General features: G+C 54.6%; 23 protein-coding genes. 3 read left to right on the forward strand and 20 right to left on the reverse strand.

The features are described from left to right. Window positions 1-6 precede the first annotated feature (6 nt). Window positions 7-1,107: an alkene reductase gene (locus tag ACSF8X_RS21920; RefSeq protein WP_500851455.1), complete on the forward strand. Its 1,101-nt coding sequence runs from the start codon at window positions 7-9 to the stop codon at window positions 1,105-1,107. Window positions 1,108-1,211: 104 nt separating this feature from the next. Here the strand turns inward: ACSF8X_RS21920 and ACSF8X_RS21925 are convergent, their stop codons facing one another. Continuing rightward, window positions 1,212-2,114, reverse strand: coding sequence for a LysR substrate-binding domain-containing protein (locus ACSF8X_RS21925; protein ID WP_500851456.1), 903 nt, complete (start codon window positions 2,112-2,114; stop codon window positions 1,212-1,214). Window positions 2,115-2,314: 200 nt separating this feature from the next. On the opposite strand from ACSF8X_RS21925, the gene ACSF8X_RS21930 reads away from it, so the two are divergent. Then, window positions 2,315-3,277: an NAD(P)H-dependent oxidoreductase gene (locus tag ACSF8X_RS21930; RefSeq protein WP_500851457.1), complete on the forward strand. Its 963-nt coding sequence runs from the start codon at window positions 2,315-2,317 to the stop codon at window positions 3,275-3,277. 51 nt (window positions 3,278-3,328) lie between these two features. On the opposite strand, the gene ACSF8X_RS21935 is transcribed toward ACSF8X_RS21930, so the two are convergent. After that, window positions 3,329-4,222, reverse strand: coding sequence for an SDR family oxidoreductase (locus ACSF8X_RS21935; protein ID WP_500851458.1), 894 nt, complete (start codon window positions 4,220-4,222; stop codon window positions 3,329-3,331). A gap of 154 nt (window positions 4,223-4,376) precedes the next feature. On the opposite strand from ACSF8X_RS21935, the gene ACSF8X_RS21940 reads away from it, so the two are divergent. Then, a complete protein-coding gene (locus tag ACSF8X_RS21940) occupies window positions 4,377-5,261 on the forward strand; it encodes a LysR family transcriptional regulator (RefSeq protein ID WP_500852145.1) in 885 nt (294 codons plus the stop codon). Between the two features lie 108 nt (window positions 5,262-5,369). On the opposite strand, the gene ACSF8X_RS21945 is transcribed toward ACSF8X_RS21940, so the two are convergent. From ACSF8X_RS21945 to ACSF8X_RS22030, 18 genes are all read right to left on the reverse strand, one after another. After that, window positions 5,370-5,954 (reverse strand): ATP-binding cassette domain-containing protein, encoded by a 585-nt coding sequence (locus tag ACSF8X_RS21945; RefSeq protein WP_500851459.1) that lies wholly within the window; start codon window positions 5,952-5,954, stop codon window positions 5,370-5,372. Then, window positions 5,938-6,663 (reverse strand): ATP-binding cassette domain-containing protein, encoded by a 726-nt coding sequence (locus ACSF8X_RS21950; RefSeq protein WP_500851460.1) that lies wholly within the window; start codon window positions 6,661-6,663, stop codon window positions 5,938-5,940. Before ACSF8X_RS21950 ends, ACSF8X_RS21945 begins: the two co-directional genes overlap by 17 nt. After that, window positions 6,650-7,513, reverse strand: coding sequence for an ABC transporter permease (locus ACSF8X_RS21955; protein WP_500851461.1), 864 nt, complete (start codon window positions 7,511-7,513; stop codon window positions 6,650-6,652). The genes ACSF8X_RS21950 and ACSF8X_RS21955 overlap by 14 nt, the downstream gene beginning before the upstream one ends. After that, the gene (locus tag ACSF8X_RS21960) at window positions 7,510-8,511 is read right to left on the reverse strand and encodes an ABC transporter permease (RefSeq protein ID WP_500851462.1); all 1,002 of its coding nucleotides are present in this window, start codon (window positions 8,509-8,511) and stop codon (window positions 7,510-7,512) included. Before ACSF8X_RS21960 ends, ACSF8X_RS21955 begins: the two co-directional genes overlap by 4 nt. Then, complete coding sequence (locus ACSF8X_RS21965) at window positions 8,508-10,163, reverse strand: ABC transporter substrate-binding protein (RefSeq protein ID WP_500851463.1); 1,656 nt, start codon at window positions 10,161-10,163, stop codon at window positions 8,508-8,510. The genes ACSF8X_RS21960 and ACSF8X_RS21965 overlap by 4 nt, the downstream gene beginning before the upstream one ends. After that, on the reverse strand, window positions 10,153-12,525 hold the full coding sequence (hypF, locus tag ACSF8X_RS21970) for a carbamoyltransferase HypF (protein WP_500851464.1): 2,373 nt from the start codon (window positions 12,523-12,525) through the stop codon (window positions 10,153-10,155). The genes ACSF8X_RS21965 and hypF overlap by 11 nt, the downstream gene beginning before the upstream one ends. 5 nt (window positions 12,526-12,530) lie before the next feature. Then, window positions 12,531-14,267, reverse strand: a complete 1,737-nt coding sequence (locus tag ACSF8X_RS21975; RefSeq protein ID WP_500851465.1) for a Kae1-like domain-containing protein — start codon at window positions 14,265-14,267, stop codon at window positions 12,531-12,533. Between the two features lie 13 nt (window positions 14,268-14,280). Then, on the reverse strand, window positions 14,281-14,817 hold the full coding sequence (locus ACSF8X_RS21980; protein ID WP_500851466.1) for a HyaD/HybD family hydrogenase maturation endopeptidase: 537 nt from the start codon (window positions 14,815-14,817) through the stop codon (window positions 14,281-14,283). Next, window positions 14,814-15,497 carry a Ni/Fe-hydrogenase, b-type cytochrome subunit gene (gene cybH, locus ACSF8X_RS21985; RefSeq protein WP_047880832.1) on the reverse strand — a complete coding sequence of 228 codons (684 nt, stop codon included), beginning with the start codon at window positions 15,495-15,497 and terminating at the stop codon, window positions 14,814-14,816. Before cybH ends, ACSF8X_RS21980 begins: the two co-directional genes overlap by 4 nt. Window positions 15,498-15,507: 10 nt before the next feature. Further along, window positions 15,508-17,211 carry a nickel-dependent hydrogenase large subunit gene (locus ACSF8X_RS21990; RefSeq protein WP_500851467.1) on the reverse strand — a complete coding sequence of 568 codons (1,704 nt, stop codon included), beginning with the start codon at window positions 17,209-17,211 and terminating at the stop codon, window positions 15,508-15,510. Window positions 17,212-17,213: 2 nt separating this feature from the next. Beyond that, window positions 17,214-18,359, reverse strand: coding sequence for a nickel-dependent hydrogenase small subunit (hyaA, locus tag ACSF8X_RS21995; protein WP_500851468.1), 1,146 nt, complete (start codon window positions 18,357-18,359; stop codon window positions 17,214-17,216). 126 nt (window positions 18,360-18,485) lie between these two features. After that, complete coding sequence (hypA, locus tag ACSF8X_RS22000) at window positions 18,486-18,830, reverse strand: hydrogenase/urease nickel incorporation protein HypA (protein WP_500851469.1); 345 nt, start codon at window positions 18,828-18,830, stop codon at window positions 18,486-18,488. Next, window positions 18,830-19,834 carry a hydrogenase expression/formation protein HypE gene (hypE, locus tag ACSF8X_RS22005; protein ID WP_500851470.1) on the reverse strand — a complete coding sequence of 335 codons (1,005 nt, stop codon included), beginning with the start codon at window positions 19,832-19,834 and terminating at the stop codon, window positions 18,830-18,832. Before hypE ends, hypA begins: the two co-directional genes overlap by 1 nt. Further along, on the reverse strand, window positions 19,824-20,951 hold the full coding sequence (gene hypD / locus ACSF8X_RS22010) for a hydrogenase formation protein HypD (RefSeq protein WP_500851471.1): 1,128 nt from the start codon (window positions 20,949-20,951) through the stop codon (window positions 19,824-19,826). Before hypD ends, hypE begins: the two co-directional genes overlap by 11 nt. Next, complete coding sequence (locus ACSF8X_RS22015; protein WP_047880838.1) at window positions 20,939-21,193, reverse strand: HypC/HybG/HupF family hydrogenase formation chaperone; 255 nt, start codon at window positions 21,191-21,193, stop codon at window positions 20,939-20,941. The genes hypD and ACSF8X_RS22015 overlap by 13 nt, the downstream gene beginning before the upstream one ends. A gap of 9 nt (window positions 21,194-21,202) precedes the next feature. Continuing rightward, window positions 21,203-21,919 carry a hydrogenase nickel incorporation protein HypB gene (hypB, locus tag ACSF8X_RS22020; protein ID WP_047880839.1) on the reverse strand — a complete coding sequence of 239 codons (717 nt, stop codon included), beginning with the start codon at window positions 21,917-21,919 and terminating at the stop codon, window positions 21,203-21,205. Window positions 21,920-22,559: 640 nt separating this feature from the next. Continuing rightward, a complete protein-coding gene (locus ACSF8X_RS22025) occupies window positions 22,560-23,057 on the reverse strand; it encodes a 4Fe-4S binding protein (protein WP_500851472.1) in 498 nt (165 codons plus the stop codon). Continuing rightward, a complete protein-coding gene (locus ACSF8X_RS22030; RefSeq protein WP_500851473.1) occupies window positions 23,044-23,655 on the reverse strand; it encodes a molecular chaperone TorD family protein in 612 nt (203 codons plus the stop codon). The genes ACSF8X_RS22025 and ACSF8X_RS22030 overlap by 14 nt, the downstream gene beginning before the upstream one ends. Window positions 23,656-23,689 lie beyond the last annotated feature (34 nt).

The raw sequence follows: 23,689 nt of genomic DNA on the forward strand, positions 1-23,689 counted from the left end.
CAGAGTATGAGCAATGCACTTTTCCGACCTATCACACTGGGTTCGCTATTACTGAACAACCGTATTGTTATGCCGCCAATGACGCGCTCTCGCGCCAGTCAGCCGGGCAATGTCGCCAACGATATGATGGCAACCTACTACGCACAGCGTGCAAGTGCGGGCCTGATTGTTGCCGAAGGAACCCAAATATCTGAAATGGGTCAAGGCTACGCTTGGACACCGGGCATTTACACCCAAGAACACATTGCCGGATGGAAAAAAGTCACCGATGCTGTACATGAAAAAGACGGGGCTATCTTTGCCCAGCTATGGCATGTTGGTCGAGTGACCCACCCGGATAATATCGGTGGTAACCAACCCATCTCATCATCGGCACTGAAGGCCGAAAACGTCAAGGTCTTCATTGATAACGGCACCGATGCGCCGGGTTTTGTCGAGGTTGTCGAACCGCGCGAAATGACCAAGGAAGACATCAAGAAAGTCGTTGGCGAATACCGCCAAGCAGCACTCAATGCCATTGAGGCCGGTTTTGACGGTATCGAACTGCACGCGGCGAACGGTTACCTAGTGAACCAGTTCATCGATTCAGAAGCCAACAACCGTACCGACGAATACGGCGGCTCAATCGAAAACCGCCTGCGCTTTTTGGGCGAGGTCGTTGAAGCAATGACCGATGCCATCGGCACCGACCGTGTCGGTGTTCGCCTTGCACCGTTTACCTCGCTAAACGGCACGGTAGATAAGACGCCCGTCGAGACCTACACTGCCGCCGCGAAGTTGCTCGACGAACTCAACGTGGTCTACGTACATATTGCCGAAGTGGATTGGGATGATGCACCAGACACACCCGCCGAGTTCAAGCAGGCAGTACGCGATGCCTACAAGGGCGTGATCATCTATGCGGGTCGCTACAACAGCGACAAAGCGAGCGAAGCTATCGACAGCGGCTTGGCGGACATGATTGGTTTTGGCCGTCCGTTCATCGCAAACCCGGATCTGCCAAGCCGAATCCAGCACGGCTACCCGATGGCCGAGCATGATCCAAATACCCTGTTTGGGGGCAATGAAAAAGGTCTTCTGGATTACCCGGAATATCAAGCGAGCTAACTAGTTTAGCTCTAACGAAAAAGACAAGCTAAAAAGACAAAGCCCTGCCAGCTGATGTATCCCATCAGGCAGGGCTTTTTGATCCATTAAACAAGGCAAAGAACTCAGACAACCTGGCTGCGCTCAAGCAGAAAATCAATCAATACCCTAACCCGCTTCGCTTTCTGGGCATTTCTGTGAAAATAGATAAACACCCCAGGATAGGTATGCCAGAACGCCTCCAGCACCGGCACCAAATCCCCTTTGGCGAAATGCCCGGCAACTATCGGTTCGACAATTCGACCAACACCAAGCCCATTCAGGGCGGCATCCACCATCACATCGGTATCATTGACCACCAGCGCATTGGCCATATCGACGGTCAGTGACTCGCCGTGGTTATTGAGCACCAACGGTGCCAACTGATTAGACGCAATAAATCGATACTGGATCAGCCTATGTTGTTTCAGATCAGCTGGCTGCAAGGGATTCCCCCAATGGGCCACATAACCGGGCGAAGCAAACAATGCCTCTCTCATCGGCGGAGTCAGGGGCCTTGCCACCATCCCTTCTTCGATACGATGACCAAAGCGAATGCCCACATCAAACCCCTCTTTGAGAATATCAATGGCAGCATCCGAAATAGAGATCTCTAGTTCAATCGACGGATAACGCTGGCAAAATTCGGGATAAACCTGCTTGATAAGTGTTTGATAGACAAAACGCGGCACCGTCAGCCGCACCTTACCAGACGGACTCTTACTAAGATCACTAATACTTTCAACAGCCACATTAAGCTCGGCAACCGCCCCCTTGGTACTTTCATACAGCAGCCTACCGGCCTCGGTCAGCTCAATGCGCCGAGTTGTACGGGTAAATAGAGGCAACCCCAACTCATTCTCCAACGCCTTGAGGGCATTGCTGACTGACGGCGAGGCAATTTCCAATTTCTGGGCAGCCTTGGTAATACTGCCTTCATTGACAATCGTATGAAACATTGTCAACTGATTAAATGTCGTTCCATTCATTCACGTATTCACCTAGGCACCGTGTACCCAGCACCACTGTACACACTTTATTATTAGCTAAAGACTAATAATGATTTAAAGAAAAGTCATCTAATCATTAGCTATTGGCTCACGTACACTGGCAACCACATCAACCGTTTTTAGATTTCATTGTAGGGCCCTACACCTGCAATAAGACCACATAGCTAGGAGACAGCACCATGAGCCATGTACTTGTGATTTCAGGCCACCCAAACCTTGAGTCTTCCAATACCAACACCGTGATCCTCAATGAGCTCGAACGCCGTATCGATAGCCTTGAAGTGCGTCGCCTAGACAGCCTCTACCCAGACTACCAGATCGATATCGCCGCCGAACAGCAAGCACTACTCAAGGCCGATATCATCGTGTTCCAATTTCCGTTTTACTGGTATTCCGTTCCGGCCCTACTCAAAAAATGGATCGATGACGTATTTAGCTACAACTTCGCCTACGGCAGTAAAGGCGACAAACTAAAAGGCAAAGATTTCATTTTGTCCTTTACCATCGGCGGCCCGGCCGAATCCTATGATCCGCTCGGCTACAACCACTTCACCATCGAACAGATCATGCACCCGCTACAGCAAACAGCCTATTTGGCAGGGATGAACTACCAAAAACCGGTTTACAGCCACCGCATGGTTTATATCCCAGGGGTCTATAACGAACTGACAGAGGTGCAAGACAGAGCCAAAGCCCATGCCGTTCGCCTTGCCGAACAGATCAATACTCTGGCCCAAAGCAGCGAAAACACTATCAAGCAACAGATCATCGAATGGTTCGCGACCATGGATAAACTACCGGAGAATACCGATAGCTTTACCGTGCATCTTGCCAATGATCTCATCATGGATATGCCCGAAGGTACTTTCAATGGCGTCAACGGATTCCGTGACTGGTACGGTACAGCGCGGAGCCTATTCAAGCCGGGATGCACCCATACCATCGAGCAAATAGAGATTAAACCCAACGGCGATCGCTATGAGGCCGAACTTCGAGTGCGCCTACAGGCAGATACCCAAGCAACTTCGTGTTTCAACGGCGAAACCATCAATATTCTGGTCAACGAAACCTGGCAACTTTCTTTGAATAGCGAAGGGAAAATGGTAATTCACCAATACCGTGTCGAACCTGTGGCAGGCTAAGTGTCTCCACATACAACAAAAGGGACGCCAAGGCGTCCCTTTTGTGTACTATCAAGCAACCAGCTTGATGAGATCGGCTTTGTGCTCTTGAAGCCAAGCCTCGAAGGGTTGAGGCTGCTTTCCAGTAAGGATTTCAAATGCCTCGCTGGTGCCATCTGAACACTGGGCGCGGTTATGCTGATCCATCGTCACGCACAAATCAACAATCGGTGCTGGCAGCCCGAATGATTCCAGCTGTGCCTGATAGTCCTCATCCGTCAGATGCACCATAGTGGTGGAAGTACCCAGCACCTTGTCGATTAGCTTAGCCATATCGGCGTGGGTCAGTGACTGCGGGCCGTTCATCGCCAACGTCACCTTGCCCTGTGCTGGCTTAACAAGGGCAGACGCCGCTGCAAAGGCCAAATCTTTGCGAGACAGCTGTGCCACTCGGCCTTCTTCGGCAGAGCTCAGCCAATGCCCCGTTTGCAGCACACTGGCGAAATATTCCGGCAGGTTCTCAAAATACCAGTTGTTGCGCAGGATCGTCGCGTTCGCGATGGCACTTTGGTTAATGGCGTTTTCCGTTGCGGCATGCTCATGGGCAAAAACAACCGGTGACGATTGCGCCGCCCCCATCGAGGTATAGACAATATGATCAACGCCGGCCTTTTCTGCCGCTGCCACGGCATTTAAGTGAGCCTGGGTACGCGGGCCCGTGGCATCCATGCTAATCAGCAACATACTATCTGCACCCTGAAAGGCATTTTCCAGTGATGCCGCGCTGAAGAAGTCAGCTTCGCGCACCTCGACACCTTGCGCAGCCAATATCTGGAGTCGCTCTGCATTTCGCGTCGTCACAATCAGCTGGCTTGGTTTCACACCCAGCTCCTTCAGTAGGCTTTCGACCACTTGCGCACCCAATTTGCCTGAGGCACCCGTAACAAGAATTTTGCGATCTGACATATCTGTCTCTCCATCTATTGATGCTAAATAAGACAGCGATCCCCCTCATGCGCGGGCGTCTCGCTGTTGATGGAGACACTATATCGTTTGATGATTGATAGATAATTAGCCTTTGATTAAACTGATTGTTAATTAAAACTAAACAATGCGCACTATGATCTCACTTGATGACATGATGGTTTTTGCCAAAGTCGCGGAACGAAAGTCGTTTACCTTAGCTGCCGAAGAGCTGGATATCGGCAAGGCACGAGTTTCCCAAATTGTTTCCAAGCTCGAGCAATCCTTGAATACCCGCCTATTGCACCGTACAACCCGCTCACTGTCGCTAACTGATGCAGGAGCCCGCTACTACGACAAATGTAAGCTGATTGGCGAAATCGCCCTTGAGGCCAATGCAGAGACGCAAGACACCAACCAGATCCCAAGTGGTATCATCCGGATTTCGACCCCCAGCTCGGCAATGGTCGATATCCTGAGTGAATTTCTCCACCTCTACCCCAAGATCAAACTGGATATTGTTGAAAGCGACAGTTATAGCAACTTGATTGAATCACGCTGTGATATTGCACTGCGTGCCTCTTCAGCCTTGGAGGATTCCAGCCTGTATGCGGTCAAGCTCGGCTACTTCCGCGATATGCTGTGCGCTTCCCCTGCCTACCTCGCCAAGGTTGCCCCCGTCACCAAACCGGAAGATCTGCTGAAACTTGATTGGATAAGCCATCACATCGTCCACGGCGACAAACAGCTCACCCTAACCAACAGCCAAGGGACGATCACCCGATTACCTCACAGCCCGAAAGTACAAGTTCGCACCTCCGCCACAGTGAAAGAGTTTGTATTAAATGATCTGGGTTTTGCGATTATGCCCAGCTTCATGATGAAGAACGAGCTGGCAAAGGGAGATCTAACCCGCCTTTTGCCCGATGTGCATGACTTGGCGATCCCTATCTATGCCGTGTATCAGGAAAAGGCCCTGATGCCATTACGCGTCCGGACCCTGATTGAGTTCCTGCGACAAAAAGAAAGGGCATTCGAATAACAACGGATAATATCCCAATCCCCTTACAAGCCGGCATTCACCGGAAGACGAAGGCCCAAATTCAGTAGTCAGTTGCTCAATAGCTCAGTAGCTCAGTAGCTCAGTAGCTCAGTAGCTCAGTAGACGGTCGCAAACTTGGCCCAACAGCATACGATCATGGGAAATCACCAGTACGCCCAATTCCCTCGCCCGGCAATGGCCCAGCAAGGTTTGCCAAAGGTGCTTTTGGGTCAGCAGATCGAGCGGGGCCGATATTTCGTCACACAGCAGATACTGGGTTGACGGGATCAAAGCACGAACGACATTGAGCCGTTGCAGTTGCCCGCCGGACAACTGCTGCGGATAACGCTCCAGCCAACTCGGGCAAATACGGTAATCATCCAGCAAGGCGAAAAAATCCTCTGATCGCCAGCTCTCGCGTAACGACTGGCCCACTGTCAAATACGGGTTAAAGGCAAATTCCGGCTGCTGGGCCACCCATTGAACGGGATTCGCCTGCCCCTTTTGCCGCTCAGGAACCGACAACATGCCGCTGCTTAGCGGCTGGATCCCCGCCAGCACTTTGGCCAGAGTCGACTTGCCTACGCCACTCGGCCCGGACAATCCCACCACCTCGCCACGAGCCAGTGAAAGATCACACAAGGAGAGACGGTTTCGCTGATAGCAAACCACCCCATTACGCAGCATCAACATGGCTTTCCCCCCAGTTTTCCGGCAATGCCTCCCAAAGCGCCCGACTGTACGGGGCACAGTTCCCCCGCCTTATCGCTGCGGGGGTCGTGACATCAACCAACTGACCATGGCGCAGAACCAAAATACGATCGGCCCACGTCAGCAGCTGGCGCAAATTGTGCGAGATGATCAGCAGCCCAAGGTGTTCGCTATCGGCTTTATCGCGCAACTGGCGGTAAGTACGCTGTGCGCCTGCCTCATCCAAACCGGCGCAGGGTTCATCCGCCAGAATATAGGACGTGGACTGCACAAGAGCCTGCGCCAAGCAGGCCCGCTTGCCCATGCCGCCAGAGAGCTGATGACGGTAGCTACCCGCAATCTCCGGATCGATACCCAACGTGCTCCAGCGGTGGTGGGATGCCGTACTCTCTTCTTGGCAAGATGAACGCAACAGCCAACGTGACAGATGTTGTCTGACGCTTTTGAGCGGATCGAACACCGACGCCGACTGGGCTGAGAGTGCCACCGATCCAACGCCTTGGATATCCCCCTGCAAACGGTAACCCTTGGGGGCATGACCAAGCATGGCATGCGCCAGCAGGCTCTTGCCGCTTCCGCTCTCGCCAATAACCCCGACGATTTCTCCTTGCGCCAAGGTAAAGCTCAGCGGGTGGAGCAAATATGTTCCCCCGTTATTGGCAGCAATGGCCAATTGATTAACGTGCAGCATAATGATTCTCGGACAAAGACGAACGGTATAACGACAACGGTGAGCACTGCCCGCGGATCAGCAAGCTGACTCGCTGGGCCAGCAACGACAGCAACAACAGACAGACCACCAGCAAGGCACCGGGCAGCACGGCCAGCCACCATTCACCGGCAAGAAGATAACGACTGGCCTGAGACAATATCACCCCCATCGACGGTGTTGATGGCTCAAGGCCAAACCCCAAAAACGTCAATCCCGCCATGTGTGACAGGGCCTGGGGCAACATCAGCAATGCCCCGGTCAGCCATTGGGGGGCAACATGGGGAACGATATGCCGGAGCAACAAATGGGATCTTGGCTGCCCAAACTGCTGGGCCAGTTGATAATACGTCGAATGCGTCACGGCCTGCATATCGCACAACAGCAAGCGGGTCAGGCGCGGCCAATGACTCAGCGCAATGGCGGCCACCACCCCCGATGACGCGCCACCGAAGGCCAACGACAACAAAATCAAAAGCAGCAGGTGCGGCAAAGACAAGAAGACATCGACCAACAACTCAATACCACTGCCGATCCAACGATTTAACGTCGAGGCCAAAGCAAGCACCATCGCCAGCATACTGCTGATCACCACAGCCACAGAAGCCAGAAAAAGGCTGTTAAGCAAGCCCTTCAAGCTACGGGTCAGCATATCCCGCCCGAGCCAGTCGGTTCCGAAGGGGTGCAGCCAACTAGGCGGCATGTTGCGGGCCAGCAAATTAAGTTCCAGCCCAGACTGAGGCCACAGCACCGCTATCGCAACCAAGAATATCGCGCCCCACAGCGGCCACGCCATCAAACGTAACTTACGGAGACATAACACAGCACTCACCCCCGCACTCCCGGCGTTAACCCGGCGGCAAACAGCGATGCTGCCATATTGCCAACAAAAACAAGTACGGCACTAATTAGGGTTGCCCCCATGAACAGGGCAACATCGTTCGCCAATCCGGCTTTCACCAGCGTCTGCCCTAACCCCGGGTAATTGAAAATCGTCTCGGCCAAGATCGAACCGCTGAACAACTCGGCAAAACAGGCCAGATGAAGCACAAGGGCTGGAAGCAGACTGTTTTTCACAACATGGAAGCGGATCTGCGCCATGACACTTTGGCCATGAAGACGCGCATATTGCACCGGGGAGTCAGCCAATACATCGATGACCTTTTCCCGGGTATGCAATATCAGCGGAGCCATGTAGACCAATGCCAGCGTGGTCATCGGCAAAACCAGATGCAATAACATGCTGGCCATCCCCTGATCGCCAAAGCTGCTATGATACGGGGCGGCACAACACGCGGGAGCCCATTGGAGCTTCACCGCGAACAGGGCGATCATCACCATTCCGAGCCAGAACGGCGGAATGGCAGCCAGCACCCACGCAAAAGTGCGGATGATACTGTCGACCCAGCGGTAGGAAAAAAGACCGGCAAGCAAGCCCAACACATACCCCACCAACAGCGCAAGCAGCCAGCTTGATCCCATCAGCAGCAAAGAGAGCTGTCCCCGCGCCCACAGCACATCCAGCACTGGCTGACGGTAGAGATTAGAAAATCCCATATCCCCGCGAATAAGGTTCGCCAGCCACTGCGAGACCACCGGCCACCAGTGCACACCACTAGGCACACCATCAGGCACACCACCAGACCCGCTCATCCCCAGCCGCTCGGCCAACAGCACCTTCTGCGCCGCCGATGCAGCAAAGACATTGCCGTCAAGGTACTGGGTGACAGGATCCAACGGGGAAAAGGCAAGCAGCCCCCACGCCAGCACAACCACCAACAGGAGCTGCAGCCCCAGCCTGATATTGGTCCTGAATATCGAAAACATCATGGCCGGGCCGAGCACTCCCACGTCCAGTCGGTAATATTATTCGTCAGGGGCCAGCCGTGATCGTGGGGTTCGACCATCGGCGAAGCCAGATTAAGGCAAGGATTGCCCGCATACAAATGCTGCAAATTCACCAGCCACGTCCAAGGGACATCTTGATAGACCAACTGCTGGGCCTGTTGGAAATGGGGCATCGCCTCCAGCCACGACGGCGATGACTGAGCCGCATCCAGCTCGCGGTCCACTGCGGGACGGCTATAATACCCGCTATTGTAGAAATCCACTCCGCGAAAACGGCTATGGTAGGTGTAGCGCATCTCGCTTGGCGACAGCGCCCCGAACCCGAACAGCACTGGGGAGCGGTGCATCACCTTGCTGATATTCTCCCAACTTGTTCCCTTAGTCCTGACGGCAATGCCCAGCGGTTTGATCATCTGCGCCACGGCCAGCACCAGTTGCTCGCGAATACTGTCACCGGATTTGTAATAGAGCGTAAACTCAGCCCTCACCCCGTTCTTGGCCCGAACACCGTCAGGCTGAACCTGCCAGCCAGCCGCATCCAGTTGCGCCTTGGCCTGATCCAAAGAGGTATGGCGGTGAACCGGTTCAGTGCTCCACGGCAGACCATCGGCTATCGAGTATGCTTGCCTCGCGTGGCCATCCAGCAAGGCGTCGACCAGCAGCTTCCTGTCAATGATTCCATCGATTGCTGTCCGTATGGCCTTGTCACTGGTGACATCATTGCCAATGCTATGGCCGTCATAAGGCACCATCGGCCAGGCGATCCCCCGGTTATCGACACTGGTGATACTCCATAACTTGGTCGTTCCCGGAAGATTACGTGCATATTGCGGCGGGATCGCTGCAAGATCGAGCTGACGGGCCAGCAACTGGGTATAGCGGCTCTCCTCATCGCTAAAAACGATAATAAGATGGCGGAGATGAGGCTGAGGGCCGTAATACAGGGGATTGGCTACCAATTCGAGAAGCTGTCCTTTTTGCCAGCGCACAAACTGATACGGGCCGGAGCCAATCGGATGCTGCGCATAATCCGCCCCGTACGCATGCTGCGGCACAATAGCCAGCGAGGCCAGCGTATCCGCGAACAGAATATCCGCTTGCTTGAGGTAGAAGGTCAGCGATTCCGGTGAGTTAACCTCTATCCGGTCAAGGTTGCTCAAATCATAGAGCGTCGCGGCCGACTGGGCCGTACGATAGGTAAAGGCGACATCCTCCGCCGTCAGTGCCGTGCCGTCACTAAATACCAAGCCGGGACGGAGTGTGACAGTCCACGCCTTCTTGTCAGGGGAGAGCGTCCAGCCCTCCGCCAAGTCACCTTCCACATTCAGCTCGCCGTTGCGTTTGAGCAAAGCCGATTGGATCAAAGGATTATTGTATCGGCCCCAACCATAAATGGGATCGAAACCGGCCTCCGGCTCATCCCCCAGCGAAAGTGTCACTGGCTGATCATAACCGTCCGTGGCCTGCACCGAAGCAGCCGGATGATCCGATACCGCAGACCACGCAAGCGGGTGCCAAGCCGCACCGCTCAATAGCACCGACACAGAAAGGGCGGAGCACAGTGCCGATCGTCTTCTGGCCTGCGTCCCGTTGTTTTTTCGTTTCACCACGAATGGGAACGTATTATTGTTCATTGTGAATTCCATACCAGAGTTGGCCCAGCGCAATGCTGGCATCGTTGACCGGGAGTTGCTTGCAAGGCAGAACCGGCAAGCCCAACGCGATAAGTTGTTGCTGGCACAAGGCATACAGCAATTTGTTTTGAAACACCCCGCCGCACAAAGCGATACAAGGCTGCTCTTCTTTTTCTCCCCCAGCCAGCTTGGCTTGGGAATAATGTGCAACGGATAGCTGGCAAACAGCATCGGCCAGAGCCTGAATAAAACCCAAAGCAATAGAGGCCGTCCGTGCATGCGATAAGGGCTCCGCGTTGACCGCCGCGACGATCTGCCCAAACAACGCCTGCGTATCCCACACTTCGCGCCCTTCAAACGCCACCAACGGCAGTTCAAACGCCGTCCGTGCCTCTTCGCATTGGCCATTGCCATCAGCCGCGCCCGCCAGTGCCGCCCGCGCGGAAAGCTTCATTCCGGCCTCCCCTTCAAACTGGGTCTGGCCAACCAAGCCCAACAACCGGGCAACGGCATCAAACAGACGTCCCATCGAGCTACAGGCCACGCAGGCCGCCTTGGATGCCCATAACCGGTGCAGGTTTCGTATCCAGCGAGGGTCTACGCCATCAAGAGCCTCCAACTCCATCGCGATAACCTCATCTAAGCTGAACCGCTCGAACAGCAGAGCCAGCATTAACCGGGTCGGATCCTTGACCGCACTGTCACCGCCTATCAGCAAGAAAGGCTTAAGACTGGCAACACGCCGATAGCCATGAACATCGGCCACCATCGCCTCAGATCCCCACACACTGCCGTCATCACCCAGCCCTGTACCATCAAAGGCAAACCCCAGCACAGGCGCGGTCCGTTGGTTGATCGCCAACTGGCCGAGAATATGCGCATAATGGTGCTGCACCGCGAGATGCGCCGCAGGAAACGCCTGAGCAATCCGGGTCGAGGCATAATCAGGGTGCAAATCGTGCACCGCGACTTCTGGTGTCAAACCGTAGCAATGAATAAGAAAATCGGAGACTTGGCGATAGTGCTGCTCACTGGCCAAGGTATAGAGATCGCCAATATAGGGGCTGACGAGAACCTGCCGCTCGAACGCGACAGCCAAGCTGTTTTTCTGTTGGGCCCCGGCCGCGTAGACCGTGCGGTCAACCGGTTCAGGTAGGGAAAAGCTCAACGGGGCATACCCGCGCCCGAGCCGGAGTACCATCTCCTGACCGTTGATGACCTGCACGACGCTATCGTCACACGGGTGCTCGATAGGACGGTCATGGTCCAAAATGCCATCAACCACCTGCGCCAGCTGCCCGAGCACCGACTCATAATCAGTGAGAATCGGCTCCCCGCTGATATTGGCCGAGGTTGCCACCAGCGGCGTCGCCAAGCCTTCCAGAAGCAGGGTATGCAACGGGGTATAAGGCAAGAACAAGCCCAGTGTGTCGATATCCGGCGCCACACTATCAGCCACTGCGCACACCGGGTGCGGCTGCTTTTGCATCAGGACAATCGGCCGACGGGCACTACCCAGCACCCGCCACTCATCGCTGTCACCAACGACAATTTGTCGGGCCATCGCCTCGTCCTTCACCATCACGGCCAACGGCTTGGCCGGGCGTTGCTTGCGAGCGCGGAGCAACTGGACGGCGGCATCATTGGTGGCATCGCACATCAAATGAAAACCACCCAATCCTTTGACGGCGATAATTTTCCCCTGTGATAACGCCGTGATTGCCTCGCTCAAAGCGGCCTCTTCTGAGCCCGTTACCGCGCCGTCGACTGTCAAATAGCGCAACTGGGGCCCGCAATGATGGCAGCTAATCGGCTGGGCATGATAACGGCGATCCAGTGGATCATGATAGGCACGGGCGCAATCCGGGCACATGGCAAAACCCGCCATGGATGTCGCCTGCCGATCATAGGGCAGATGGCGAATAATCGAATAACGCGGGCCACAATTAGTACAGTTGGTGAAGGGGTAGCGATAAAAACGGCTGGCCGGATCGGCCATATCAGCAAGGCAGTCCTCACAGGTTGCCATATCCGGCGACAGCGCAACGGTAGCCCCCGCAGAAGATTCCTCACTTCCGATGATATGGAAACCGTCAACCGGCAGCCATTGGGCGAGCTCCTCTACCTTACAACCGTCAATGCGGGCCAACGGCGGCGGATTGGCAATGATTTCCGCAACGCAAGCCTCAACCGATGCCGCGCTGCCATGAAGGTGAATCGTCACGCCCTGCGCGTTGTTCAGCACCGTGCCATCCAGTTCAAACCCCTTTGCCACGCGATAGACAAAAGGCCGAAAGCCGACCCCCTGCACAATGCCTTGGATTTTCACCTCACAATGGCGAATTGTTGTTGCTACAGCCATCGTGCTTATCTCCGGCGACGCTGCTTGAGCAATAAGGCACCGACACTAAGGTTGCTGCCATCGAGCATCAGGCGACGGTTGGCGAACAGGGAAAAGTTCTTGCCAACGCGTACCGCGATACGCTGGGCAAGGCACTCGTTGCCCATTTCATTACCCGCCAGCACGACCTGCTCGATACCATGCTTGCCGTCGAGGTGCTCGATCCACGTAGCCAGATAGTCAGCCAAGGAATCCATGATCCCAAACGCCAACTTGGGCACTAGGCTGTCATCCCCGTTGGTGGCAAGCCGAAAGGCCATGATACTGGCTAGGGTCTGGTAGAAATCCAACCCGCTTACCGGCGACGATTCATCAAAGGCAAAATCAATACGGTGCGCATTCTTGCCACGGTAGGCCAACGCCGCCGCGACGACCCGATCGGCCAACTGCTGCTTCGACAACCCCGATGACGCCAGCCCCATCACACAGGCGGCTGCCGCAAACAAGGTGGTGAGGTTATCGCGCTCGCCCTGAAACAAGGTGTAGGCCATCTCGGCCATGGCATCGGGGTACTCGGTGGTGAAGCGGCCGACCAGCTCGCTACGCCCCCGCGCCTCCAACTCGTGAAGCAACTGCTCCCCCGTTTTGGGCAATGGGCGCAGCATAAAGAACGCCTCGGTATTCAGGCGGTGATCGAGAACGGCCAGCTGACCGGGGGACTGGTCGCTAAAATACACCACGGCACTATTGCGCAACACGCCCGATTCGATATTGCCACCATGAAGCGCGCACAGCGCATGGGTTTCCCGCCCTGAGGTGTCAGGGGTATGCGACGAAAACATCACCTTGCCCTTAACCTTGCCCTTGAGCCAGTCGGCACGCAGACCACGGATTGTCGCGCTGTCATGCAACGGCTCCTTGATCCCGAACAGCGGGTTGGGCAACGGCATTTGCGAGGAGTAAGCCAGCTCACTCCACTGGCCGTTAACCCAAGCTACCGCCATCTTGGCATCGCTGGTGTGGTAAAAGAGATAGTCCATCCCCTGCTGGCGCAGCACCTCGGCCAAAACAGACAGTGCCCGGCTCCAGGCAAAGCGCACATCGTATAGGGTATGCACCAATGTTTGGTGATCCTCCTTGGCACGTAACGCAACCCGAGGCTTTTCTAAGCTCGATAACGCCAAGACATGGTGGTGCTCTGCCGCAAAATGGGCAGAAAGCCGATTGGGGTTGCACACCAGAACCTGCGCCCGCAGGCCATCGGCAAACGGCGTGGTCCGGAAATCATAGCGGTGCCCCGCCCAAATCAGTTTCGCCTCGCCGCAACGGCGCAACTGGGCAGCCAGCTCCTGCAAGCCACCCAGCGAAACCTCACCGGGTACGTGCTTTTCACCATGGCACAGCGGGCATTCCAGCACCATTTGGCCAAACAGGGATGACTGGTTGTCGGAAAACTGCGGATGGCAATGGTTACAGAACGGCAATTGCACCGCGAGGTGGCTGAGAGCGCTGCGGCTGCCGATCCGCTCCGCGACCTCCTCCATCTTGGCATCCGTCAACCAGATTGAGTAAAGGAAATCCTTGGCAACCGACGCGGCCAACGCTTCCAACTGGCTCTGGTTGCCCTCCGCTTCGAGAATAAAGCAGCTGTTGTGCCAAGCGATAGTGACCTGCAGTTCAGGATAATCAAGGTAATGGTTGCACAACTGGGCGTAAAACGGCACCTTGCGCGAACAGGCAAAAGAAAATCGAATTAGCTTCATAAAACACCTGACATTAGCCGCGTTTGAATGAATCGGGGATCAAGGTATTGATATCGACATCGGCAACCCGCCGACACTCAATACCCAGCGAGCCCATATGGTCGAGCAGGGCTTTTTCCATCACCGGGATCGCCGCCTGAATTTTTCCTGTCAGACCTAAATGCATAGGCTCCAGTACGGTCGGCACCACGCCGACAATCCAGGTATCCGGCCGATCGCCCACCATCTCCATCATGATCAGGGTCTGCAGCATTTCCACTTCGTGGGCGCTGCCCTGCCAGTCGATTTCCGGCGGCGCATTATCAAAGTTGAAGTAATAGACCTGACCGGGCTCGGCCCCGGCGGCATTGACGGTATCCACCACAACCAAGTGGTCATAGCGGGACAGGATCGGCGTCAGCCCCTGAGCCAGCGTGCCACCGTCCAAGGTGTCGATGTGGTGTTCGGGATGACTAAAGCGGTAATTTTCAGCAATATAATTAACGAAGTGTACGCCGACTCCTTCGTCGGCGTACAAGACATTGCCAATACCAAGCAGCAATATCTTCATTCAGCGTGATCCTTACGGACGGATTTGTAATCGTAACCGGACAGGATCGAGTCGGCCGAACCGTTACGGAATCGGATCCCGGTCCATACCACCATGTAGATGTGCATAAACACAAAGATGATGAAGGCCCATGTCACGTAGTGGTGCCACAAACGAACATTCGCGAGCCCACCCATCAGGCGAGTCAGGTAGTCCGTCACCGGCAGTAGCAAGGCCGCCAGACCACCGTGATAAACGTTGTCATACAGCATCAACCCCGTTACGCACATGAAGATGGCCAATGTCGAAATACCGGCATACACCATCAGCTGCAACGGACCGTAGGCACCGTGGTGCGGCGGCTTGCCCATCCACAAATACGCCTTGATCTGCTGAAGCCAGCTCTTGGTGCTCAGGGCATCACTGATAGAACGTCGTTCCACATTGCTGCGGCTAAAGAAGAACAGGTAGACCCGGGCCATCGTGATTGCCACCAGCATGAAGCCAAACACCTCATGGGCAAAACGAATCCAACCATTGACCAGCACGTCACTGCTATCCGGTGCGACCAAAAACGGCCACGAGATATAAAAACCCGTGATCACCAAGGCCGTAATCGCCAAGGCCCGCAGCCAGTGGCAGACGCGGATAACAACAGAAAAGACCCGCTCTCGTTTATAGAGAACTTCTTCAGTACTCATCGCGAACTCCTTACAGTGCGTTAGGATCGATACGGAACTGGCTCAGAGACTGACCCTTGTAGTCCATCACGTGTACCGAACAGGCCATGCACGGGTCAAAGGAGTGGATCACCCGCAAAATCTCCAACGGCTTGGTCGGATCATCCAGTTTCAGGCCAACCAGAGAAGCCTCGTACGGGCCCACCTTGCCATTGCCGTCACGCGGGCCGGCATTCCATGTGGTCGGCACCACGGCCTGATAGTTCTCGACCAAACCATTCTTGATCCGAATCCAATGACTCAGCAGGCCACGCGGCGCTTCGACCATCGCAAAGCCCTTGTACTCCTTAGCTGCATCGAGATCCGGCGCAATGTAAGTCGAGGTATCAGACTGGATATTGGTGACAAGGGCATCAAAGGTACGGTTACCATGACGGGCCTGCACCAAGGTATGCAGCATACGAGCCGCAGTACGGCCCAACGTGGTAAACAAGGCTTCCTTCGGCAACCCGGTACGGGCCAAGAAGTCATCGACAACCTCGACGACCTCCGGCACACCACGGCCGTAGTTCACCAGCATGGCGGCCAGCGGGCCGACTTCAACCGGTTCTCCGGCATAGCGCGGGGATTTCACCCATGAATATTTGCCCTCGCCGTCAACCGTCGGCAGCTTGCCATAAACGGTATCGCGCTCGACAAACGGGGTATGCTCGGGGATCGTCGTTCCATCAAGCGGATGCTGCGGGTGCGCCGCGTTATACCAAGAGTGAGTGACATCCTCTTCGATCTTGTACGGGTCGATATCCTCGACATTGGCCAAGTCGCCGTTGCGAACAATACCGCTCTTGAACAGGTGCTGGTTCTGGCCAACCAGTACATCATCGGTCGACATGAAGTTGCGCACGTTGACACCGCCGAGCACCGAGGTCTCTTTGCCGTAGGCATCAGCCGCCATGATCAAATCAGCCTGGTAGGCACGCTCGATAAACTCCACCACCGTGGCCCTGCGCTGTTCCCACTCCTGCAGCCTTGCCGGGTTGATCATGTCACGGACACAGGTGATCCCACCAACCACTACCGATTGCGGGTGCGGGTTCTTGCCGCCCCAAATCGCCATCATTTCGGCCACAACACGCTGAATTTCCAACGCCTTGAAATAGTGAGACAAACCAATCAGGTTCTGCTCCGGCGTAAACGAATACGACGGGTTCCCCCAGTAGGCATTGGCAAATGGCCCAAGCTTGCCGGTATCGACAAACTTCTTCACTTTCTCTTGCACCGCACGCAGCTCGCCTTCACCGGCAGCCATCGGGGTATCGGAATACTTCATTGCTACCTGGGCGGCCTTGGCTGGATCCGCCTTCAGGGCAGAAACAACATCTATCCAGTCGAGGCCGTGCAGGATATAGAAGTGCACGATATGGTCATGCATGTGCAGTGCTTCGAGCATCATCGAACGCAGGTACTGGGCATTCATCGGAACGGCCGCGCCAATGGCATTTTCCACCGCCATGGTGCCGCACAGGTAATGCGAGAAGGTACAAACACCGCAGATGCGCTGAACCAACAAACCGACGTCAAACGGCGTACGGCCCTTGAGGATGATCTCCAGCCCGCGGAACAAGGTCGAAGACGCCCACGCCTTTTCGATCACATTGTTCTCGTCGACCTCGACTTCAATGCGAAGGTGCCCTTCAATGCGGGTGATAGGGTCAATTACAACACGTTTGCTCATTCTTAGTTGTCCTCATCGTTATACGTACCGGCAAAGAAGCTACCCACTGCGTGAGCGCCAATTCCTACCGCGGTCAGGCCAAGGGTGACGGCCCCAATAGTGTCCGCCGTCGCATCCAGACCATGCAACAGCTGGCGGCCAAGCGGCTTTTCGAAATCCGCCATGTCATCCCAAAAATCCGGCTCGGAGCAACCAATACAGCCGTGACCGGCCAAAACAGGCCAACTGGTATGGTTGTTGAAACGCTCCTGCGGGCAGTTGTTGTAGGTGTAAGGCCCCTTGCACCCCATTTTGTATAGGCAGTAGCCGTTCTCTGCACCGACATCACCGAACTCTTCGACAAATTCACCGGCGTCAAAATGGCCGCGTCGTTCGCAGTTGTCGTGCACTCGGGCCCCGTAAGCCCATTTCGGACGGTTGAAAGTATCAAGGGCCGGCAACTTGCCGAACATGATGAAATACATCAGGGTGCCGACAATGTTCGAAGAACTCGGCGGGCAACCACCTAGGTTGATCACCGGGCGGTCAACCACGGCATGGACACCTTTGGCACCAGTTGGGTTAGGCTTGGCGGCCTGTACCCCGCCGAACGACGCACAGGTACCTACCGAAATAATGGCTGCCGCCCCTGCCGCAGCCTCCTGCACCATCTCCAAGCCAGTACGACCTTTGCAGCCCAAGGTAAGGAAAGCCCCCCCGTTAGCGGTCGGAACAGCACCCTCAACTGCCAGCAGATACTGGCCCTTGTAGTTGCGCATCGCCGCATCAAGGTTTTCTTCCGCCTGCCAGCCTGCTGCGGCCATCAAGGTCTCCTGATACTCAAGCGATACATGATCAAAAATCAGCGTGCTGACATCCGGGGTCGATGAACGGATCAAGGACTCTGAACACCCGGTACATTCGGCCATGTGCAGCCAGATCAAAGGCACCCGATCTGCCAGCTCGGCAGCCTCGGCCACCAGCGAGCTAAAAGGCATAGGCAGTGCCAACGCGGCCGTCAGGGTCGCGCTCCACACAAGAAATTCCCGGCGGCTAATACCATTTTCAGCCAAGCGCTCTTGCAAAGGCTGTTGTTTATTACTGGGGAGTTGGCGCAGCTGTTCTAGCCGGGCCTTACCCAGCTCGTAGAGGGCAGCATGTGTATCCATTGCTCATCCTTATTATTATGGGTTGGTTGTTTCTGTGGTATCGATGGCCGCCAGCCCGATAGGCAGACGGCCCAAGGAATCTCATGCGAAAAAAAAGACGAGAGTAAACCCGTCACGTTGCAGGGCTCAGGTTTCCAGCTCCAGCTGCATCAGCAGCAGCTCCTCACCATCAATGACATCGGTATCCCGGCTGTTACAGTGCGGGCAGATCACCTGCCGTGTCTCCATCACCGCTTCATGCCCGCATTCACGACAGCGGATCACCAGAGGCTGAATTTGCATCTCGAGTACGGCATCGCGGCATACCCCTTCTTGCTTGAACGTCTCAAACGCCGTCTCCAGCAACGCAGGCTCCACGCCGCTAAGCTGGCCGACCTTGATGGCGACCCGTGTCACTCGGTTCGCCTGATTCTCACGGGCATGGCGTTCACACTGGTCAATCAGCGCGCTGACAATAGAGTATTCATGCATCAGCAAATCCTCGGTAACAGCTCACCTTGCGGGGCATCAAGGTAGCGCAGGCTGCCCCACGGGGTAGTCAGCAGAACCCGGCCAATCTGGCGCTGGTCCACACAGCCAATCACCGCCGCCTCTGGGCAACAAGAAAAATGACGCATCACGGCCAGTGCCACTTCGGCCTGCTCGGCTGGCAGGGCCAGAACGAACGTCCCTTCGTTGGCGAGATCAAACGGTTCCATGCCGTATAGCTCACACAGGCCCCGCACCTCGTCACGAACCGGAATCGCCTTTTCATCCAGTGTGATACCGATAGCAGCGGTACGGGCCCATTCATTGACGACCGCCGACAAACCGCCCCGGGTCGCATCACGCATGGCATGGATATCAATGCCCGCCGCAATCAATGCCTCGACCACCGGCCACAAGGTGGCGCAGTCACTTTGCAGATCCGAACTCAGTTCCAGCCCCTCGCGGTTCATCAGCACCGTTGCACCGTGGCAGCCAATATCGCGCGACACGATAATGGCGTCCCCTTCGCGGATCTGATGGGCAGAAATGCCCGGCCGCCGCAACTGGCCCAAGCCTGCGGTATTGATGAAGATGCCATCGGCACAACCGCGCGGCACCACTTTGGTATCGCCGCACACAACCAGCGCCCCGCTGACCTGAAGCTCTTTGGCCATGCTCTCGACAATGGTGCCGAGGGTTTCAATCGCCAGCCCTTCTTCCAAAATAAAGCTACAGCTGAGATAGAGCGGCTGGGCACCCATCATCGCGAGATCATTGACGGTACCGGCCACCGCCAGTTTGCCGATATCGCCACCGTTGAAGATCAGCGGTGATACCGTGAAGCTATCGGTCGTGAAAGCGGTCTGGTTCGACAGCGACAATACCGCCGCGTCTTCTTCCTGCCGCAAGACCTCATTGTCGAACGCAGAAAAGAACATTCCCTTGATCAACTGGTTCATTTCTTCGCCGCCGCCACCGTGGCTCAGTTGGATATATTTATCTTTCATTCAGCACTCCTTGATATCGGTAATAGGCGTTGCAGGCTCCCTCCGAGCTCACCATACAGCTGCCAAGCGGGCGCTGCGGGGTGCATCCCCGGCCAAACACTCGGCAGTCTGCGGGCTTGGCAAGACCACGGAGAATATCGCCGCACTGGCACGCTTTGTGGTCGTCAATTTCGCGATCGGTAAGAACGGCACCGAACTGACGTTCGGCATCACGATGGGCATACTCGGGCTTGAGGCGAAGTGCGGAATGGGCAATGGGCCCCAACCCACGCCAGCGGAACGCGTCGCGGGTTTCAAAGTAAGTATTCACCAACTGTTGGGCTGGGACGTTCCCATCAGGGCTAACAGCACGGCTATACTGGATATCGACCCTCGCCTCGCCGGCCACTTTCTGCCGAACCAGACGCAAGACCGACTCCATCACATCGACCGGCTCGAACCCCGCCACAACCACCGGGGTGGCAAAGTTATCCACCAGCGGCTGGTAAATCTTCGCCCCCTGAATCACGCTAACGTGCGACGGGCCGATAAAGGCATTGACCTGCACTTGGGGATCATCCATTACCGCATTGACGGCAGGTGGCACCAAGACATGGTTGATATGGAACAGCAAGTTGGTGACCCCGCGTGACTCGGCCTGCTGCAACAGCACGGCAGTCATCGGGGTTGAGGTTTCAAAACCGATGGCAAAGAAAACGACAGTTTTGGTTGGGTTGTCCTGCGCGATGCGCAATGCATCGAGCGGATCATAGAGGGGGCGCACATCGCCGCCACGGGCGCGGCATTGGGCCAGACTCCCCTGCGAGCCCGGCACCCGAATCATGTCCCCCAGCGTCACCAGAATCACATCCGGCTGCATTGCCAGCGTCACGGCGTGATCAATCCGCTCTTTGGGCATGACGCACACCGGACAGCCGGGGCCGTGGATAAACTGGATGTTATCGGGCAGCAGCGCCTTGAGACCAAACTTCATAATGGTATGGGTATGACCGCCACACACTTCCATGATATTGAGCGGAGCGGCAAGATCCGCGGCCTCATCCTTGATGGTACGCGCCAGATGACGCACCGTTTCCGGATTGCGGAAACCGTCATAGAGCTGCTTTATATCGAGCATGGTTCGTTTCCATCCTCGAGCTTATCAATCATTTCCTGATAGAGCGCAAGGCTTAGCTCGGCATCGGCCTTGTCGATCTTATTCATCACAAAACCGATGTGGATCAAGACATAGTCGCCGATCGCCAATGGCTCCATGTACAAATGACGGCTGACTTTGCGTTGCACCCCGAGCGATTCAACCGTGACGCTCAGATCATCATCGTCGATAGCGATAATTTTCGATGGCACTGACAAACACATAGTGCCTCCTCACTGAATCTGGCTGTTAAGCCAATCCACAACAGGGACCAATGTCTCGGGCTGTTTTACCGACACTTCAAGAACCACGGCATTGGGGTTGAGCTTTGCAACCTGCTCGCGTGCTTCCTCGACACTGAAATCAAAATACGGCAGCAAATCGCACTTGGTCAGCAGAACCAGATCAGCACGGCGGAACATCACCGGGTATTTTTCAATTTTGTCATCGCCTTCGGGAACCGAAACCAAAACAATATTCTTGTGGGTACCCACATCGTAACTGGCAGGGCAAACCAAGTTTCCGACATTTTCAACAAAGCAGATATCAAGATTATCCAGCGGGAGATGATGCAGCGCGCCGTGGACCATAAACGCATCCAGATGGCAGGCCGATCCGGTTTGAATTTGGTAGGCAGCAATACCCTGAGCCTGCAAGCGATCGGCATCGCGCGAGGTTTCCAAATCGCCTTCAATCACGGCATAACGTAGTGAGGTGTGTTGGTGCAAGTGCTCAAGAAGGGTCGTCTTGCCGCTGCCCGGGCTGCTCATCAAATTGAATGCCGAGACCCCGTGCGACTCAAAATGCTGGCGGTTATGCGCCGCTTCGAGATCATTTTTATCGAGTATTTTATGGATGACTCTCAGCGTTTTCTTATCATTTAGCTGCGGATTTTGGACTATATCGTGGTGATGATGATCAGTTAAAGAACAACCACAGTCTTTGCACATAAATACTCCAAACACATTCTATTTATTAATTTAATTTTTTCAGTCACATTTAAAGAAATATAAATATTTCTATTTAAACTCAATAAGAATGTATAAATGGGAATATCTAAAAAACATGCAAGACCGCCCAAATATTATATTCAGACCATTCAATACAAAATCTTAAAGGCAACACCCAACCGCATGAATCATTATCGGCAAAATAAGATCACATGCGCCACTTCAAATAAAGAGAGTTATTAATATGACTCTTATTGGCCATATTATTCCTGAGGAAATGCTCTATAAACACATAAAACATCAATCTAATATTGTATTTTTATGTCTTTATGGAATGAGGTAAACCGTTGATGAGAATGATTATTAAGTATAGAAAGAAATAGGAGGAGGCTCTTCAGCCCACAAAAACTGTCTTAAACACCATAATTTCTATGGAAAAACAGAGACGATATATAAATAAAAACCATAACTGCGCAGCTAAAAGTCATGAAAATCATGATTAGACTAAAAGCGCAACAAGACAAAAACATCGATAATTTATAATAGGGAGAAATTAAAAATAAACATACCAAGCAACCTCATACCTTATTACTTACTGCTCTTAAATAAGCATCATAAATACGAGGGTGCTTGGGTATATTTATCGTTTGAGTTGGAAGCTAATCATACTGGTATAACAGCTTTGGGCACATTGCCCGCAACCATTGCACTTATCGGCATCAATAATCGGCTTGGCATCGTCTTGCCATATTAATGCCCCGTATTGGCAGCTGTCTTCACAGCTACCGCAGTAGCCGTAGAGGTTTTCGCAACTATTGGAGACCGTCGCCACCAACCCCGTACTGATCTTTTGGCCGGACAGCGCAAGCGTCGGGCAGGCCTGCTGGCACTGCCCGCACAAGTCACAAAAGGCATAGTTAATATCAATGGCAGCCACGCCCCCTGCCATTTCGATAATTTGATTGGGGCATGCCGCCGCGCACTGGCCGCAACCATCGCACAGACGAACAAACATCGACTCCTCAACCGCAAAAGGCGGACGTGCGTTCATTCGCGGCTCGCTTCGCGGTTGCACGGCCGGGCGGCAGAGCCCGAATAGCCGACGCTTGCTATGATCAATCACTTCAGAGTGCGGCATCCAGATAATCTCGCTTGGTTGGCACCACAACGTGGTAATGATCGCACAGTGCTCCCAGCACATCCGCCGTTACCTCGGCCAGTAAGGCATAAGGGGCCTGGGCGGCAGCAACCGCAAAACGCCGATTAAAAAAGCCGAACCATGTCATCAGGTGCTCGCCCAACAGTTCTCTGGCCAGCTCCTCGCGGCCTGACTCAAGCAACATCCCGAGCACCATCAGCATCAGCCCGATCTGATCTTCAGGCTCTCGCTGCGCCGAGTCCAGCACAAAGCCGCAACGCTGCAAAAAGTACCGGTAAACAATGGTGGATTCGCCAAACAGCACCGCTTCCCGATCCAAATACGCAGAGCCCCACGGCGGTGCAGGCATCTCGCCTATCCCCGAAAACAAACGGTCGTGTTCGAGCTGCAACATGGATAGATCCTCAGCAGAGAAACGGGCAAGCACCTCGTTCAACGCAGCAACAGGCGTATCGACACTATGGAGCAGCGCATCCAGATTAGCCGCGGCATAATCTTTGGGCTGGTAGTAAAACAACGCCCCGAACAATTTGAGTACAACGCTGAGATCTTGTTGTTCAAGCTGGCTAATTTGCATGACGTACCTTTGATGTCTGGTGGGTAATATCAAA

The organism is Photobacterium panuliri (genome assembly GCF_059920555.1).